Raw genomic sequence first — 16776 nt, forward strand, 5'->3', positions numbered from 1 at the left:
CCGGCCCGGCCCCGAGGGGACCGGTCGGTCCCGGTCAGGCCGCGGGGGTGCCCTGGCAGAGCTGCTCGAGCCTCACCAGGGTCCCGTCGGGGAGCACCACGGTGCCCTCGGCCTCGCCCAGCGTGAGCTGCGGGTGGGTGGCCGCGTCGACCGGCGCGGGCTCCGGCAGCGCCGGGTCGGGCTCCACGCACACCGGCAGGTCGGCGAGCGCCGGGACCGCCGGGGCCGGCGTCGGCTCCGGGTCGGGCGTCGGCGTCGGGTCGGGAGTGGGCTTCGGGTCGGGGGTCGGCGTCGGGCTGCCGGGCTCGGTGGGCGCCGGGCCGGCCGGGTCGCTCGGGGACGGCGTGCCGCCCGGGGTCGCCGGGGTCGTCGGGGTGGCCGGGGTGCTCGGCGAGGTGCCCGGGGTCGCCGGGTCGCTCGGGGTGGTGCCGGGCGTGCTCGGGGTGGTGCCGGGGGCGCTCGGGGAGGTGCCGGGGGCGCTCGGGGTCGCGCCGGGGGTGCCGGGCGAGGCCGGGCCGGAGGGCGTCGGCCGCGAGGGCGTGCCGACGGCGCTGCCGCTGCCGGTGCTGCCGGAGGTCCTCGTGCTCGTGGGGCGCGACTCGCGGGCCCCGACCGGGACGGGACGGACGGCCTCGGCGACGTCGACGCGCGACGCCTCGACCGGGGTCGAGACGGCCCAGGACGAGAAGGCCGGCATCGAGGTCAGCTGGTCGAGCTCGGCGGCGTCGAAGGTGGTCTTCCAGCGCAGCACCTGGGAGAGGTAGGCCTGCGAGCGGTTGTAGGAGAGCACCGCGTCGCGGAGGTCGGCGTCCTGGGCCAGGTCGCGGCCCTCGCCGCACAGGTAGACCATGGCGCCGCCGGCGGCGTCGTAGATGCTCTGCGGGTCGCGGGTGCCGTCGGCGTCGAGGTCGACGCCCACCGAGCGCCAGGTCGAGGGCAGGAACTGCAGCGGCCCGAGGGCCCGGTCGAACTTCCGGTCGCCGTCGAGCTGGCCCTTGTCGGTGTCGGCCACGGCCGTGAACGCGCCGCCGTCCAGGCGCGGGCCGACGAGGGCGGGGGTGACCCGGTGGCCCTCGTCCATCGCCCGGCCGACGAGGTTGCCGCTCTCGACCTGGCCGATGGCGGCGAGCAGCGGGACGGTCAGGTGGCAGCGCTCGGGGGCGAGCGCGGCGGCGCGGGTGTAGGCGTCCAGGACGACCGAGGAGAGCCGGTCGGGGGCGACCCCGGTGGGGGCGGCCCCGGACGCCCAGGAGCGAGCACCGGTGGCGGCGGGGACGACCACGGCGTCGGGGAGCGGGACGTCCGTGGTGGCGGTCGAGGTGGCGGTGGGGACGGTCTCGGCGGCGGCCTGCTCGGGCTGCAGCGCGGTGGGGCCCTGGCTGGAGGACGCCACGGGAGCGGCGAGCAGCGCGCATCCCAGCAGTCCGGCCACGGTCGTTCGACGGCTCATGCCCCGAGTCTCCACCTTTGTCCTGATTTACGGGCCTTTTTGCCCGGGTTCGAGCCTCTATCTTGCGGTGCTCCGGGTCACAGCGGAACACCCACAGGGCCAACACGCGGCAAACAGGCACCGGATCGTGACGGGCGACTAGACCGGCCCCGGGACGCATGTGACGCGTGGGTCAGGAAGGGGTCCGAGGGGCGCGTGGGAGGAGCGCCAGCTGCCGCGCCTGGGCGACGAGATGGCCCGCCTCGTCCCAGATCTCGCAGTCCTCCTCGAAGCTCCCACCGGCGACGGTCCGGGTCGCGTGGCGCACCCGCAGCCAGCCGTCCACCGGACGCTGCCGCACGTGCACGGTGAGCTCCACCGTGGGGGCCCACCCGGGCAGGCCCAGGTCGAAGCTCACCGGCGGCAGGGCGTCGGCGACGACGAGCAGCGACCAGGGGTCGGGCGGGCGGTGGTCGGCCAGACGCAGCCAGCCCTGGACCACGCCGGCCCGGCTGGGTCGCCCGACCGCCCAACCGGCGTACGCCGGGTCGAGGCGGAGGTCCAGCCGCTGCATCAGGGGCGGCGCGAGGCGGGCGCCGTCAGGGTCGTCGGCGGCACTGACGCACTCCTCGACCGGTGGCAGGTCGACGGGCGCAGGCTCGCGGCGTACGGCCTCGAGGGCCGCGTCGGACGCCGGGGCGCCGCCCGCCTCGACCGTGCCCAGGACCGCCAGCACCGTCAGTCGGTCGACCTCGACGCCGTCCTGCTCCTGGCTCAGCGTCGCCGCCACCGTCGAACGACGGCCGCCGGTGCGCAGCACACGGGTGCGGACCGTGGCCGGGCCGGGCACGCTGGGCGAGAGGTAGTAGCCGCTCGTGCTCACCGGGTCGAGGTGGCCGACCCCGGCGAGCTCGGCGCGCAGCGCGGCGGTCGCCACGGCCAGCACGTAGCCACCGTTGACCCCGCCGCCGACGACCCAGCCGGGGTCGAGGTGGGCGGCGTACGCGCCCGCGCCGAGGGACGTGACGGCGGCGGTGCGATCGAGCTCGTGGGTCATGGCCGCAAGGCTAGAGGCGCCCGTGGTGGGGGCAGCGGTCGGTCGACCCCTTCACCTGGGGCCCCGGCCCGCCTAGATTGGGAGGGCTGGCCACCGGGCATCGCGACGGGGCCACGGGGGTGGAGAGGTGACGGCGATGGATTCCTCCGGGGCTGCACCGGCAGCGGTCGACGACGTCCTCCGCGTCCTCGCGGGGCCCGACGACGTCGACCTGCAGGACCTGCTGCGGCTCGCGGCCGTGCTGTGCGACGCCGAGGCCGCGGGAATGACCATCCGCCGCCAGGACTGCTTCCACGTCCCGCTGACCTTCGGCATCGAGCCCTTCGTCTGTCCCGCCGACGACACCTTCTGCGCCACGGTGATGGACCGCGACGAGGTGGTCGTGGTCCCCGACGCGCAGGAGCGCGCCGAGTTCCGCACCATCAGCTGGGTCGACGGCACCCGGGCCAGCACCCGCTTCTACGCCTCCGCCCCGCTGCACTCCCCCGACGGCGGCTCGCTGGGACGGCTGTGCGTCATCGACCCGCGCCCGCACGACCTCGGACCGTTGCAGCGCCGGTCGCTCGGGACCCTGGCCGCGAGCGTGACCCAGCTGATCGAGCTGCGGCTGCGTCGCGAGACCGACCTGGGCACGAGCCGCCCCGAGGGCGAGGCCGCCACCACGGTCGTCAGCCAGATCGCCGCCGAGCTCAGCCACGACATGCGGGTCCCCCTCGCGGCGCTGACCGCGGGGGTGGAGCTGTTGGAGGACCAGCTGGCCGACCACCGGACCCCGACCGTCGACACCCTCCTGGAGCGGATGCGCAGCTCGGCCGGCCGGCTGCTGCGGATGCTCGAGCAGAACCTCGACCTCGACCCCGCCGAGACCCGGCGCACGAGCACCGACGTCGACCTCGGCCGCGTGGTGGAGCGGCTCGTCGCCGACTCCGCCCACGTGCTGGACCCCGTCGGCGCGGTCGTGGAGACCCGGAACCTGCCGGTCGTCCGGGCCGACCCCGACGCGATGTACGCCGTCCTCCAGAACCTGCTGGGCAACGCCGTGAAGTTCGCCCGTCCCGACGTGGCGCCCTGGATCCGCGTGACCGCGCGGCGCCGCCCCGGGGGCTACCGGATCGCGGTGCGCGACAACGGCGTCGGCATCCCCGACGAGCGGCGGGCGCAGGCGTTCGCGCTGTTCCAGCGGGGCGACCACGACGTCGAGGGCCACGGCATCGGGCTGGCCACGGTCTCGCGGCTGGTCCGGGCCCACAGGGGCGACGTCGGCATCGACGCGGTGCCCGAGGGCGGCACCGAGGTGTGGTTCGAGCTGCCCGACGAGCCCTGAGGACCACACCCGACCGACGGCCTCGCGCCCGGCTGGCTACCGTCGCGGCATGACGAACTCCGACCTGGGCTCCCTCGGCTCCCTGCCCGTCCACCGCAGGGGGTACGGCGCGATGCAGCTCCCCGGCCCCGGCGTGATGGGCCCGCCCCGCGACCGCGACGAGGCGCTCGGCGTGCTCCGCCGGGCCGTCGAGCTGGGCGTCGACCACGTCGACACCTCGCAGTTCTACGGGCCCGACGTCGCCAACGAGCTGATCCACGACGCACTGCACCCCTACCCGGAGTCGCTGGTGCTGGTCTCCAAGGTCGGCGCCCGGCGCGACGCCGAGGGCGCCTGGCTCCCCGCGCAGCGGCCCGAGGAGCTGCGGAGCGGGGTCGAGGACAACCTGCGCACGCTCGACGTCGAACGGCTCGGCGCGGTCAACCTGCGGCTGATGGACGCCGGCCACGACGTGCCGGCCGACCAGCTCGTGCCCCTGGAGGACCAGCTCGCCGAGATGGTGGCGCTGCGCGAGGAGGGCAAGATCGGCGGTGTCGGGCTGTCCAACGTGACGCTCGAGCAGGTGCGCGCGGCCGTGGAGACGACCGAGGTCGTCTGCGTCCAGAACCCGTTCAGCCTCGTCGACCAGCACGACCTCGACGTGCTCGACCTGTGCGCCGGGCTCGGCATCGCCTACGTGCCGTTCTTCCCGCTCGGCTCGGCCTTCCCGGGCATGCCCAAGGTCAGCGACGACCCGCGGGTCGTGGCGGTGGCGAGGCGCCGCGGCATCACCCCCGCCCAGGTCGGCCTGGCCTGGCTGCTTGCGCTCCGCGACAACGTGCTCCTCATCCCGGGCACCTCGCGGGTGGCCCACCTCGAGGAGAACCTCGCCGTGCGCGGCGTCGAGCTCACCGAGGACGACCTGGCCGAGCTCGCCGGCTGAGGGCTCAGCGCTCCCCGGCGAGCAGCGGCTCGAGGGTGAGGTCGGGGTGGTCGCGCTCCATCACGCTCATCCGCCACTTGTCGGGCGCGAGCACCAGCAGGGTGCCGTCGTTGCGCTCGAGCACCTCCACCCCGCGGACGCCGGCGAAGGTGGGTGCCGAGGCGGCATCGGTGCGGCGGGCCTGGCTGTAGCCCAGCGTCTCCAGGCGGATCGCCGCACCGAACTCGTCGGCCATCCGCGCCGAGGCGACCTCGAACTGCATCGGGCCGACCGCGGCGAGCACCGGCGACTGGTTGCCCCGCAGGTCCGAGCGCAGCACCTGCACCACGCCCTCGCCGTCGAGCTGGTCGATCCCACGCTGGAACTGCTTGAACCGACCGCGGTCGACGGCGGTCGCCACGGCGAAGTGCTCGGGGGCGAAGGTCGCGATCGGCGGGAACTGCACCGGCTCGTCGACGTAGATGGTGTCGCCGATCTTGAGGGCGTTGGCGTTGACCAGGCCCACGATGTCGCCGGGGTACGCCGTGTCGAGGACCGCTCGGTCGCGACCGAAGACGCTCTGGGCGTACTTGGTCGCGAACGGCCGGCCGCTCTGCGCGTGCACCACGACCATGCCGCGCTCGAAGACGCCGGAGCAGACCCGGGCGAAGGCCAGCCGGTCGCGGTGGTTGGTGTCCATCCCCGCCTGGACCTTGAAGACGAAGGCGCTGAACGGCGCGGTCACCTCCCGTACCTCGGCGGGCCGGCCGTCGGCGTCCTCCGTGCCGTGGTGGAACGGCGCCGCCGGGGGCGCCAGCTCGACCAGCGTCTCCAGGATGGTGGCGACGCCGAAGTTGAGGATCGCCGAGGCGAACAGCACGGGTGTGGTGAACCCGGACAGGAAGAGGTCCTGGTCGTGGTCGGCGCCGTCGGCCGCGAGCAGCTCGGACTCCTCGACGCTGGTCGTCCAGACGTCGCCCTCGCGCTGCTCGGCCGCGCCGGCGTCCAGCCGCTCCTCCGGAGCGCGGGTCGCACCGCCCGCGGTGCGGGTGTAGGCGACGTAGCCGCCGGTGCGGCGGTCGAGCACACCGCGGAAGTCGCCCGCGATGCCGACCGGCCAGGTCAGCGGCGTCGGCACCAGCCCGATCTGGTCCTGGATCTCCTCCATCAGCGCCAGCGGGTCCAGGCCCGGACGGTCCCACTTGTTGATGACGGTGATGACCGGGATGCCGCGGGCCTTGCAGACCCGGAACAGCTTGAGCGTCTGCGGCTCCAGCCCCTTGGCCGCGTCGACCAGCATCACGGCCGCGTCGACGGCCGAGAGCACGCGGTAGGTGTCCTCGGAGAAGTCGGAGTGACCGGGGGTGTCGACCAGGTTGACGACGTGCTCGCCGTAGGCGAACTGCAGCGCCGCCGAGGTGATGGAGATGCCGCGGGCCTTCTCCATGTCCATCCAGTCCGAGACGGTCGCGCGGCGGCCGGCCTTGCCGTGCACGGCACCCGCCTCGTTGATGACCTGGGCGTGCAGCGCCAGCGCCTCGGTCAGCGTCGACTTGCCGGCGTCGGGGTGGCTGATGACGGCGAACGTGCGGCGGCGCAGCGCCTCCCGGCGTACGTCGTCGGTGGCGTGCTGCGAGGCGGACTGCGAGGCGGGCGGCCTGGCGTCGGTGGGCGTGGGGATGACGGGTCCTGGGTTCTCGTGGGCGGGCAGCCTCCCATGCTACGTCGGCGGGCGGCTCACCCCGCCGGGCAGCGGGGGTAGAGCGCCCGGGTGGGGAACAGCCCCGGCGAGGCGTACGCCGCGGGGTCGGTGAAGCGGCAGCCGTACGTCGGGGAGGCGACCGTCGACGCGGTCAGCACGTCGTCGCCGGCCGGGCGTGCGACCGGGCGGCCCTTCGCGAGCCCGCGGCCCGGGCCGCGCGACTCCACCCAGCGGGTCAGGTCGTCCCAGGCCCGGCCGACCTCGGTCGGCGTGAACTCGCAGTGGCCGGCGGCGCGGACGGCGCGCTGGACCAGCAGGTCGGAGCGTCCCTGGCGGGCGACCTCGCGGCGGTAGACCTGCTCCATCGAGAACGGCACGAACAGGTCGCCGAGGCCGTGCAGCGTCATCACCGGCACGCGCGGGCGGCCCTCGATGCGCGGCACCTGGGTGAGCCGGTGGGTGCGGCGCGACACCGGGTCGGTCGGCGCCACCCGCTGCACGCTGGCGTTCACGTCGACCGGGGCGTTGGGCGCGTAGGTGGTGCGCAGGTTCTGCGCCAGCCGGCCGGCGTTCTGCGACAGCGGGCCGCCGTTGTCGGGCGTGTAGAGCGTGAACAGGAAGTCCTTCCAGACCGCGAAGGCCTGGTCGGCGCCCGGACGCGGACCGCCGGAGAGGTTGGTGGTGACCGCGCGCAGCTGCTTGCCCAGCGCGTTGGTGGTGTCCGGCCCGCCCGGCCGCAGCCCGGCCAGCCCCAGCCGCTGCTGGATCACGGGCACGTCGGCGGTCAGGTAGTCCGCGGGCGGCGGGTAGACCTGGCGGTCGGCGAGGTCCTGGGCCACCAGGTTGTAGCCCAGGAAGTAGTCGAACAGCTCCTGGTCGCCGAGCACGCCGCACATCGGCAGCGCCCCGTCGTACGCCGTGGGGTACTGCTCGAGCGAGCGGCCGATGACGTGGCCGCCCATGGAGACCCCGGCGAGGTAGGTGCGCCGCGGCTCCCGACCGAGCGTCCTCGCGGCGAGGTCGGCCAGGCCCTTGGTGGTGGTGACGCCGGTGCGGACGTCGTAGTCGTTCTCGGCGTAGCTCGACGCCGCCCAGGCGTAGCCCTGGCGCAGCAGCCGCTCGCGCAGCCCGAACTGCGGCGGGTCGACGGTGAGCACCCGGCCGGTGCCGCGGTAGCCGTGGGCCCACATCACCAGCTCGCCGTTCCAGCGGGCCGGCACCTCGATGTCGTACGCCGCGTGCTGGTGCACGCCCTGGACCACCCGCGTCGGGCGGCCGTCGACGACCAGCGGCGCGAGCGGCGGGTTGACGATCGTGTAGCCCGGCAGCGGCTGGTCGCCCGGGACGGCTGCGGGACGCCCGGCCTGCCGGACCTCGGCGACGCCGGTGCCCGGCACGAGCGCGAGGGTGGTGGCCGCGGTGACGGCGGCGAGCGCGCCCGCGAGGGCGCGGCGGTGACGGACCAGCATGACGACCTCCGAGCAGGACGTGACGGGCGTCACAGTGGCGCCCGGCGCCCACCCTAGACCCGATCCCCACCCGTGGCGCCCCCTGTCGCCGGTAGCGTCCGCCGTGTGAACCGCAGCTGGGCCCTCTCCCCGTGGTTGCAGCTGCCGGTCGGGCTCGTGCTGCTCGCGGCCGGCCTCTACGCCCCCTGGCTCTTCGACGAGGACCGGCAGCGGGCCGAGGTCGTGGCCTCCGACCGGGTCTGTGCCACCGGCACGGCCGTCGGCGCCGACGACTGCCTGGTGCCGGTGCCCGGGAGCCTCACCGACCGCCGTGGCCGCACCTCCCAGCGCTACCACTTCGAGCCGGACGACCCGGCGGTCGACGACGCCTGGGTGCGCTTCTCGGGTGACGAGACCAGCCGGGGCGGGGCGATGCCCACGCTGCTGGCGGGGGCTCCCGTCACGGCGCTGTACGCCGGCGACACGGTCGTCGCGTTCGACGTCGACGGCGAGCGGGTGGTCGAGATGTCGGGCGAGCCCGGCAGCGACCGGACCACCCTGTGGGCGGGCCTCTGGCTCGGCTCGCTCGGCGCGATGATGCTGCTCGGCGTCTGGCACCGCCGCACCTCCTGGGACGACTTCCCCCGGCGGGGGCGGACCGGCCTCGTCGGCGCGACCCTGACCACCGTCATGCTCGGGTCGCTCTGCGCTTTCTTCGCCGGCTCGCTGCGCGCCGAGCTCGTCACGTTCGGCGTGGTCGCCGGTCCGGTGGCGCTGCTCCTGCTCTGGGGCCGGTGGCGGACGCGTCGCCGGACGCAGCGGTGGCCCGCCTAGCGCGGGAAGACTCCCGCCAGGTCGCGCCGCACGATCCGGGCGCGGGTCATCAGGCGCAGCATCACGGCGTTGGTGACGGCCTGCCCCGCCATCAGCCCGACCAGCACCAGCACCTGGGCCGAGGCCGCCTCCAGGGGCGTACCGCCGCCGAGCAGCACGCCGATGAAGGCGCCGGGCAGCGTCACCAGGCCGACGGTGCGGGTCTGGTCGATGCCGGGCACCAGTGCCTCCCGGGCCGAGGGCTCGACCACCAGGAAGGCCGCCTCGTGCTGCGGCAGCCCGAGGGCGAGGGCGGCCTCGTAGCGTCCGTGCTGCTGCGCCAGCTCGTCCGACGTACGCCGCCCGGTCAGCGTCGCCGCCGTCATCGTCCCACCGACGACGATGCCGGCCACCGGCACGATCCCGGCCCCGGAGAACGGGACCACGCCCGACCCGAGGCTGAGCACCAGCACCGGGAGCGCGCCCGCGGCCACGGCCAGGCCGACCCACCCGGCCTGGCGCGCCGGCACGTCGACCCGCCTCGTGGCGGTGGCCACCGCCACGGCGTACATCCCGAGGACGACCAGCAGCGACCACCAGACCGACGAGAGCGCGGCCGCGATGACCAGCGAGACGGCCGCGAGCTGCACCACCGCCCGCACCGCCGCGACGAGCTGCTCGCGGGCGACGCCGGTGCGGGCCAGGAGCGAGACGCCGACCGCCAGCGCGACGAGCAGAACCAGCACCACGCCCAGCCGCCAGTCCGGTGCCGGCGCGACCGACCCCGCGAGCAGGATCATGAGCGCAGACCCAGGACGACCGCGGCGCGGCCGTGGACCACGGCCTCCTGCTCGACCCGCAGCCCGACCTTCTCCGCGACCCGGCGCGAGGGCGCGTTGTCCGGGACGACGATCGCGACCACGCGCGACTCCCCCACGGCACCGAGGGCCAGCTCCACACAGGCTCGGGCGGCCTCGGTGGCGTACCCGCGCCCCTGCAGTGCCGCCACCACGTGGTAGCCGACCTCGAGCACCTGCGCCCCGCCCACCGGTTGCCAGGTCAGCCCGCAGTCACCGACGAACTCACCCTCGTGGGTCTCCAGGACCCACAGCCCGTGGCCGTGCTCCGCGTAGCCGCGCCGGCTCCAGCGGATCCACTCCAGCGCCTCGTCGCGGGTCTTGGGCGCCGGGTAGAAGCGCATCACCTCGGGGTCGCCGAGCAGCGCGGCCATCGCGTCGAGGTCGGCCTCCTCCATCTCGCGGAAGCGCAGACGTTCCGTCGGGGCCGGGATCACGCGGTCAGGCTAGGCGGAGACGCCCCTCCCCCGAGTCGTGTGGTCCAGCGGGCGCGCTGGCGCCCCCTCACCCACACGACTCGCTCGCCGCGGACGCCTCAGACGTTGAAGCGGAACTCCACGACGTCGCCGTCGGCCATGACGTAGTCCTTGCCCTCCATGCGCACCTTGCCGGCGCTCTTGGCGGCGGCCATGGAGCCGGCCTCGACGAGGTCGTCGAAGGAGACGATCTCGGCCTTGATGAAGCCCTTCTGGAAGTCGGTGTGGATGACGCCGGCGGCCTCGGGCGCGGTGGCGCCCTTGCGGACCGTCCAGGCGCGCGACTCCTTGGGGCCGGCGGTGAGGTAGGTCTGCAGGCCGAGGGTGTCGAAGCCGACCCGGGCCAGGACGTCGAGCCCGGGCTCGTCGACCCCGGTCTCGGCGAGCATCTCGCGCGCCTCCTCGTCGTCGCCGAGCTCGACCAGCTCGGCCTCGAACTTCGCGTCGAGGAAGATCGCCTCGGCCGGCGCGACGATGTCGCGCATCCGCTGCTTGAGCTCCTCGTCGCCGAGCTCGTCGGCGTCGCAGTTGAAGACGTAGATGTAGGGCTTGGCGGTCAGCAGCGACAGCTCGCGGACGAGGTCCCGGTCGATCTTCGTCGAGCTGATCGGCGTACCGGCCTCGAGTGCCTCCAGCGCCTCGCGGGCGGCGGCGAGGTTGGCCGCCTTGGCCTTGTCGCCGCGGGCCTCCTTCTCCAGCCGCGGCACGGCCTTCTCGACCGTCTGCAGGTCGGCGAGGATCATCTCGGTCTGGATGGTGGAGATGTCCGAGGCGGGGTCGACCTTGCCGTCGACGTGGGTGACGTCCTCGTCGCGGAAGACGCGGGTCACCTGGCAGATGGCCGAGGACTCCCGGATGTGGGAGAGGAACTTGTTGCCCAGGCCCTCCCCCTGGGAGGCGCCGGCGACGATGCCGGCGATGTCGACGAACTCCACCGTGGCGGGCAGCACCTTGGCCGAGGAGAAGATCCCGGCGAGCACGCCGAGACGGCTGTCGGGCACCCCGACGACGCCGACGTTGGGCTCGATCGTCGCGAAGGGGTAGTTCGCCGCGAGCACGTCGTTCTTGGTGAGCGCGTTGAAGAGGGTCGACTTGCCGGCGTTGGGGAGTCCGACGATCCCGATGGTGAGGGCCACGGGCGGCGAGTCTACGAGCGCAGGGTCCGGGTCGCCGAATCGCCGCCGTACGCCCGGACGGGTGGGACCCGACCGGTGTGGCGCGCGTCACGACGGGGTAGACAAGGGGCATGACGAACCTGGCCGACAACCTGACCGCGACCGCCGAGCGGTTCCCCGACCGCCCCGCCATCAAGCTCGACGACCTGGTTCTGACGTGGTCCGACGTGCAGGCCGGGGCCCAGCGCGTCGCCGGGATGCTGCGCAGCAAGGGCATCGGGCCGGGCGACCGGGTCGGGATGGTGCTGCCCAACGTGCCGCCGTTCCCGGTGATCTTCTACGGCGCCCTCACGGTCGGCGCGGTCGTGGTCCCGATGAACCCGCTGCTCAAGGGCCGCGAGGTGAAGTACTACCTCGAGGACTCCGGCGCCTCGATCGTCTTCGCGTGGAAGGACATGGCCGAGGAGGCCGGCAAGGGCGCCTCGGAGGTCGGCATCGAGTGCGTCGAGGTCGGCACCGACTTCGCCGACGTGCTGGCCCAGCACGACCCCGTCACCGAGGTGGTCAGCCGCGAGGACGACGACGACGTCGTGCTGCTCTACACCTCCGGCACCACCGGGCAGCCCAAGGGGGCCCAGCTGACGCACCACAGCATGAGCACCAACGCCGCGACCAGCGCCGAGACCCTCATCGAGATCACCGAGGACGACGTCGTCATGGGCTGCCTGCCCCTCTTCCACGTGTTCGGGCTGACCTGCGGTCTCAACGCCTCGGTCCTCAAGGGCTCCTGCCTGACCCTGGTCCCGCGCTTCGACCCCGAGAAGGCGCTCGAGGTCGTGGGCCGCGACAAGGTCACCGTCTTCGAGGGCGTCCCGACCATGTACGCCGCGCTGCTGCACGCCAAGGGCGCGGACGCAGCCGACATGTCGAGCCTGCGCACCTGCATCTCCGGCGGCTCGGCCATGCCCGTGGAGGTGATGAAGAGCTTCGAGAAGAAGTTCGACTGCATCGTGCTCGAGGGCTACGGCCTGTCCGAGACCTCCCCGGTCGCCTCCTTCAACCAGCCCGGCCAGGAGCGCAAGCCCGGCTCGATCGGCACCGAGGTCCGGGGCTGCGAGATGAAGGTCGTCGACGACGACGGCAACGAGGTCCCCCAGGGCGAGAAGGGCGAGATCGTCATCAAGGGCGAGAACGTCATGAAGGGGTACTGGGGACGGGACGAGGCGACCGCCGAGTCGATCAAGGACGGCTGGTTCGCCACCGGGGACGTCGCCACCCGTGACGAGGACGGCTACTTCTTCATCGTCGACCGCAAGAAGGACCTCATCATCCGCGGGGGTTACAACGTCTACCCGCGCGAGGTCGAGGAGGCGCTCTACGAGCACGAGGCCGTCCGCGAGGTGGCCGTGATCGGCATCAAGGACGACTCGCTCGGCGAGGAGGTCGGCGCCGCCGTCGCGCTCAAGGAGGGCGCCTCGGTCGAGGTCGAGGAGCTGCAGGCCTTCGCCAAGGACCGGCTGGCCGCCTACAAGTACCCCCGCGCGGTGTGGATCGTCGAGGAGCTCCCCAAGGGCCCCACCGGCAAGATCCTGCGCCGCGAGGTCAACGCACCCGAGAACGGATCCTGATGACAGCCACGACCGAGAAGCCGGCCGTCGAGACCCCCGCGCAGCGGGCCTCCGAGGAGCAGCCGGCGCAGAAGAAGCCGGCGGCGAAGAAGTCCTCGCCGACCACGAAGGCAGCTGCGAGGAGGACGAGCCGGAAGGGCGCGGCCAAGGCGAGCGAGAAGGCGTCGGGGGCGGCGTCGGGGGCGGCGGAACGTCGGATGCACCGCCAGGACGAGTCGCAGGAGCAGGCCGAGACCTCGGCCAGCACCGCCCTCGCCACCCCCCTCGACCTGCTGCTGGCCGACGCCGGCACCGGGCCGCTGCGGCGGTTCGTGCCCGGGGTCTCCGGCATCAAGTTCACCGCGGGGCTCGCGCGCCACCCCGGCAAGGTCGTACGCCGCACCACCGGGCTCGCCGCCGAGCTGACCCGGGTCGGCCTGGGCCGCTCCCGGCTCGCCCCGGCCGAGAAGGACCGCCGCTTCACCGAGGAGGCGTGGGCCCGCAACCCGCTGTTCAAGCGCACCCTCCAGGGCTACCTCGCGCTCGGCGCGGCCGCCCGCGGCCTGGTCGACGACGCCGCGCTCGAGTGGGGCGACGACCAGCGGATCCGCTTCATCATGGACAACCTGGTCGAGGCGGCCGCACCCAGCAACAACCCCTTCCTGAACCCCAAGGTGCTCAAGCGGACCCTCGACACCGGGGGCGGCAACCTCGTCGAGGGCGGCCGTCGGCTGGTGCGCGACTTCGCGACCCCGCCGCGGGTGCCGTCGATGGTCGAGGCCGACGCCTTCGAGGTCGGCAAGGACATCGCCGTCACCCCGGGTGCCGTCGTGTTCCGCACCGACGTCTTCGAGCTGATCCAGTACACCCCGCAGACGCCCAAGGTGCGCGAGGTCCCGGTGCTGATCGTGCCGCCGACGATCAACAAGTACTACGTCATCGACCTCGCCGAGCAGCGCTCGCTCGTCGAGCACCTCGTGCAGTCCGGCCAGCAGGTGTTCTGCATCTCCTGGCGCAACCCCGACGTGCGTCACGCCGACTGGGGCCTGGACACCTACGGCCAGGCGATCCTGGAGGCGATGTCGGCCTGCGAGGACATCTCGCGCCAGGACAGGACCGCGATCTTCGGGATCTGCTCCGGCGGCATGATCGCCTCGATGGTGCTCGCGCACCTGGCCCGGACCGACCAGCTCGACCGCGTGGCGGCGTACAGCCTGGCGGTGACGGTGCTCGACCAGGAGCGCGCGGGCGTCACCAGCGCGCTGCTGTCGCACAAGTCGGCGGCCGCTTCGACGCAGGCGTCGAAGGAGAAGGGCTACCTCGACGGGCGCACGCTGGCGGAGATCTTCGCTTGGCTGCGGCCCAACGACCTGATCTGGAACTACTGGGTCAACAACTACCTGATGGGCCACGCCCCGAAGGCCTTCGACATCCTCTACTGGAACGCCGACCCGGTGCGGATGTCGGCGGCGATGCACCGCGACTTCATGGACCTGGCGATCCGCAACGCCCTGGTCGAGCCCGACGCGGCGACGATCCTCGACACCCCCGTGGACCTGTCCCGGGTCACCACCGACGCCTACGTCGTGGCCGGGATCGCCGACCACCTGTGCAAGTGGGAGTCGTGCTACCAGACGACCCAGCTGCTGGGCGGCGACACCAAGTTCGTGCTGTCGACCAGCGGGCACATCGCCGCCATGGTCAACCCGCCCGGCAACCCCAAGGCCAGCTTCCAGACCTCGCCGTCCGGAGGTGGCCAGCAGGGCACCGACAACCCGGCCGACGCCGCCGAGTGGCTCGACCGGGCGGTCAAGGTCAAGGGCAGCTGGTGGGACGACTGGACGGGCTGGCTGGCCGAGCGCACCGGCGAGGAGAGGGCCAAGCCCCGTCGCCTGGGCAACGCGTCCCACGAGCCGCTCGCGGACGCGCCCGGGACCTACGTCCATGACCGCTGAGCCGCCGCAGGGAGCCTCCGGCGACGGTGACGTGATGACGCCGCTCCGCCGCGACGTCGTGCGCCAGCTGACGGTGCGCGGCATCACGGCACGCGTGTCCGTGCGGCCCGGGGTCGGGTCCTACGCGAGCAAGCCGCCACTGCTGCTGTGCAACGGCATCGGGGTCAGCCTCGAGGCGTTGCAGCCGTTGGTCGACCAGCTCCACCCCGACCGCGGCCTGGTGCGCTTCGACGTGCCCGGCATCGGCGGGTCGGCGCTGCCGCCCACGCCGTACCCCATCGCCGCGCTGTCGTCGTGGGTCACCGCCCTGATGGCCAAGCTGGGGCACCGCCGCTTCGACGTCTTCGGGCTGTCGTGGGGCGGTGGCCTGGCCCAGCAGCTGGCGGTGCAGTCGCCGCGCAAGGTGCACCGCGTGGTGCTGGTCGCCACCGGCACCGGCTGCCTGATGGTGCCCGCCTCGCCGCGGGTGCTCGGCATCATGTCGACGCCGCGACGCCACCGCGACCCGGAGTACGCCGCTCGGGTGGCCCCCGAGATCTACGGCGGCTCGATGCGCACCGATCCCGAGCGTGGTGCCGCCCTGCTCCACGCCGCGACCCGGTCGGGCCCGAAGCGGGGCTACTACTACCAGCTCGCCGCGATGGCGGGCTGGACGAGCCTGCCGTTCCTCGGCCTGCTGCGGCAGCCGACCCTGGTGATGGGGGGCGACGACGACCCGATCATCCCGGCGGTCAACCCCCGGATGCAGGCGGCGATGATCCCGCGCGCCCGGCTGCACCTCTACCACGGCGGCCACCTCGGCATCCTGACCGAGGCCGACGAGCTGGCCCCGGTGATCGATGCCTTCCTGGACGAGCCCGACACCCTGAGGAGACCTGCATGAGCGAGCTCGACGGCCAGGTGGACGAGTCCCCCTTCTCCGACTTCCTGGGGTTCGAGCTGCTGCTCGAGGAGCAGGACCGCGAGCTGCTCAGCCGGGTGCGGGCGTGGATGACCCGTGAGGTCGAGCCGGTCATCAACGACTACTGGACCCGCGCGGAGTTCCCCCACGAGCTGCTGGGTGGCATGGCCGAGCTCGGCATCGCCGGCCTGGCGTACGACGGCCCCGGCTGTCCCGGCCGCGGCGCTCTCGTCGACGGCCTGGTCGCCATGGAGCTCGCCCGCGTCGACCCCTCGATGGGCACCTTCATGGGCGTCCACGGCGGCCTGGCGATGGGCTCGATCCAGCTCGGCGGCTCCGACGAGCAGCGCGAGCGCTGGCTGCCCGCGATGGCGCGGATGGAGCTGATCGGCGCCTTCGGCCTGACCGAGCCCGAGACCGGCTCGGCCATCTCGCAGGGCCTGGCCACCACCGCGACCCGCGACGGCGACGAGTGGGTCCTCAACGGCGACAAGAAGTGGATCGGCAACGCGACCTTCGCCGACCTGATCGTCGTCTGGGCCCGCGACACCGACGACGGCCAGGTCAAGGGCTTCGTCGTCGAGAAGGGCACCGACGGCGTCGAGCTGGTCAAGCAGGAGGACAAGATCGCCCTCCGCGTCGTCCAGAACGCCGAGATCCACCTGCGCGACGCCCGGGTCCCCGAGGCCAACCGGCTGCAGCGCGCCGAGTCCTTCCGCACCACCGCCGACGTGCTGCGCGTGACCCGGATGGGCGTGGCCTGGCAGGCCGCCGGGTGCGCCCGCGGCGCCTTCGAGCACGCGCTGCGCTACACCAAGCAGCGCGAGCAGTTCGGGCGTCCGATCGCCGGCTTCCAGATGGTCCAGGACCTGCTGGTCAAGATGCTGGCCAACGTCACCGCGTCCACCGCCATGAACGCCCGCGCCTCGCAGCTGCAGGACGCCGGCCAGCTGCGCGACGAGCACGCCTCGCTGTGCAAGGCCCACGCGACGGTCCGGATGCGCGAGGCGGTCGGCTGGGCCCGCGAGGTCCTCGGCGGCAACGGCATCCTGCTCGAGCACCACGTCGGCCGCTTCGTGGCCGACGCCGAGGCGATCTACTCCTACGAGGGCACCCGCGAGATCAACACCCTCATCGTCGGTCGGGCGATCACGGGCGAGAGCGCCTTCGTCTAGGGCTGGCCCCCCGCTG

14 protein-coding genes are annotated in these 16776 nt (G+C 73.6%); 7 read left to right on the plus strand and 7 right to left on the minus strand.

What is annotated here, in order from left to right:
* Positions 1–34: 34 nt before the first annotated feature.
* Complete coding sequence (locus EDD33_RS20730; RefSeq protein WP_148077113.1) at positions 35–1450, minus strand: lytic transglycosylase domain-containing protein; 1416 nt, start codon at positions 1448–1450, stop codon at positions 35–37.
* A 172-nt stretch (positions 1451–1622) separates the two neighbouring features.
* Entirely contained in the window at positions 1623–2486 is an 864-nt protein-coding gene (locus EDD33_RS15595; protein ID WP_123391908.1) for a thioesterase family protein, read from the minus strand.
* 136 nt (positions 2487–2622) lie between these two features.
* On the opposite strand from EDD33_RS15595, the gene EDD33_RS15600 reads away from it, so the two are divergent.
* Complete coding sequence (locus EDD33_RS15600) at positions 2623–3810, plus strand: sensor histidine kinase (RefSeq protein ID WP_123391909.1); 1188 nt, start codon at positions 2623–2625, stop codon at positions 3808–3810.
* A 49-nt stretch (positions 3811–3859) separates the two neighbouring features.
* Positions 3860–4732, plus strand: a complete 873-nt coding sequence (locus EDD33_RS15605; protein ID WP_123391911.1) for an oxidoreductase — start codon at positions 3860–3862, stop codon at positions 4730–4732.
* A 4-nt stretch (positions 4733–4736) separates the two neighbouring features.
* Here EDD33_RS15605 and EDD33_RS15610 read toward each other — a convergent pair whose 3' ends face one another.
* A complete protein-coding gene (locus EDD33_RS15610; protein ID WP_342773657.1) occupies positions 4737–6422 on the minus strand; it encodes a peptide chain release factor 3 in 1686 nt (561 codons plus the stop codon).
* Between the two features lie 26 nt (positions 6423–6448).
* Positions 6449–7882 carry a hypothetical protein gene (locus tag EDD33_RS15615; RefSeq protein WP_123393531.1) on the minus strand — a complete coding sequence of 478 codons (1434 nt, stop codon included), beginning with the start codon at positions 7880–7882 and terminating at the stop codon, positions 6449–6451.
* Between the two features lie 105 nt (positions 7883–7987).
* On the opposite strand from EDD33_RS15615, the gene EDD33_RS15620 reads away from it, so the two are divergent.
* Complete coding sequence (locus EDD33_RS15620) at positions 7988–8695, plus strand: hypothetical protein (protein WP_123391913.1); 708 nt, start codon at positions 7988–7990, stop codon at positions 8693–8695.
* On the opposite strand, the gene EDD33_RS15625 is transcribed toward EDD33_RS15620, so the two are convergent.
* From EDD33_RS15625 to ychF, 3 genes are all read right to left on the minus strand, one after another.
* Complete coding sequence (locus tag EDD33_RS15625) at positions 8692–9474, minus strand: ABC transporter permease (protein ID WP_211332568.1); 783 nt, start codon at positions 9472–9474, stop codon at positions 8692–8694. The genes EDD33_RS15620 and EDD33_RS15625 overlap by 4 nt on opposite strands.
* Positions 9471–9968: a GNAT family N-acetyltransferase gene (locus EDD33_RS15630; protein ID WP_123391914.1), complete on the minus strand. Its 498-nt coding sequence runs from the start codon at positions 9966–9968 to the stop codon at positions 9471–9473. Before EDD33_RS15630 ends, EDD33_RS15625 begins: the two co-directional genes overlap by 4 nt.
* A 98-nt stretch (positions 9969–10066) precedes the next feature.
* Complete coding sequence (ychF, locus tag EDD33_RS15635; RefSeq protein WP_123391915.1) at positions 10067–11143, minus strand: redox-regulated ATPase YchF; 1077 nt, start codon at positions 11141–11143, stop codon at positions 10067–10069.
* 110 nt (positions 11144–11253) lie between these two features.
* On the opposite strand from ychF, the gene EDD33_RS15640 reads away from it, so the two are divergent.
* From EDD33_RS15640 to EDD33_RS15660, 4 genes are read left to right on the plus strand one after another with little or no spacing between them, the layout of a single operon-like run.
* Positions 11254–12750, plus strand: a complete 1497-nt coding sequence (locus EDD33_RS15640) for a long-chain-fatty-acid--CoA ligase (RefSeq protein WP_123391916.1) — start codon at positions 11254–11256, stop codon at positions 12748–12750.
* The gene (locus EDD33_RS15650) at positions 12750–14684 is read left to right on the plus strand and encodes a PHA/PHB synthase family protein (protein WP_211332569.1); all 1935 of its coding nucleotides are present in this window, start codon (positions 12750–12752) and stop codon (positions 14682–14684) included. The genes EDD33_RS15640 and EDD33_RS15650 overlap by 1 nt, the downstream gene beginning before the upstream one ends.
* Positions 14674–15567 (plus strand): alpha/beta fold hydrolase, encoded by an 894-nt coding sequence (locus EDD33_RS15655; RefSeq protein ID WP_211332570.1) that lies wholly within the window; start codon positions 14674–14676, stop codon positions 15565–15567. The genes EDD33_RS15650 and EDD33_RS15655 overlap by 11 nt, the downstream gene beginning before the upstream one ends.
* Positions 15564–16760: an acyl-CoA dehydrogenase family protein gene (locus EDD33_RS15660; protein ID WP_123391920.1), complete on the plus strand. Its 1197-nt coding sequence runs from the start codon at positions 15564–15566 to the stop codon at positions 16758–16760. Before EDD33_RS15655 ends, EDD33_RS15660 begins: the two co-directional genes overlap by 4 nt.
* The last annotated feature ends 16 nt before the right edge of the window (positions 16761–16776 follow it).

The sequence above is a fragment of the Nocardioides aurantiacus genome (genome assembly GCF_003752505.1).
GTDB lineage: Bacteria > Actinomycetota > Actinomycetes > Propionibacteriales > Nocardioidaceae > Marmoricola > Marmoricola aurantiacus.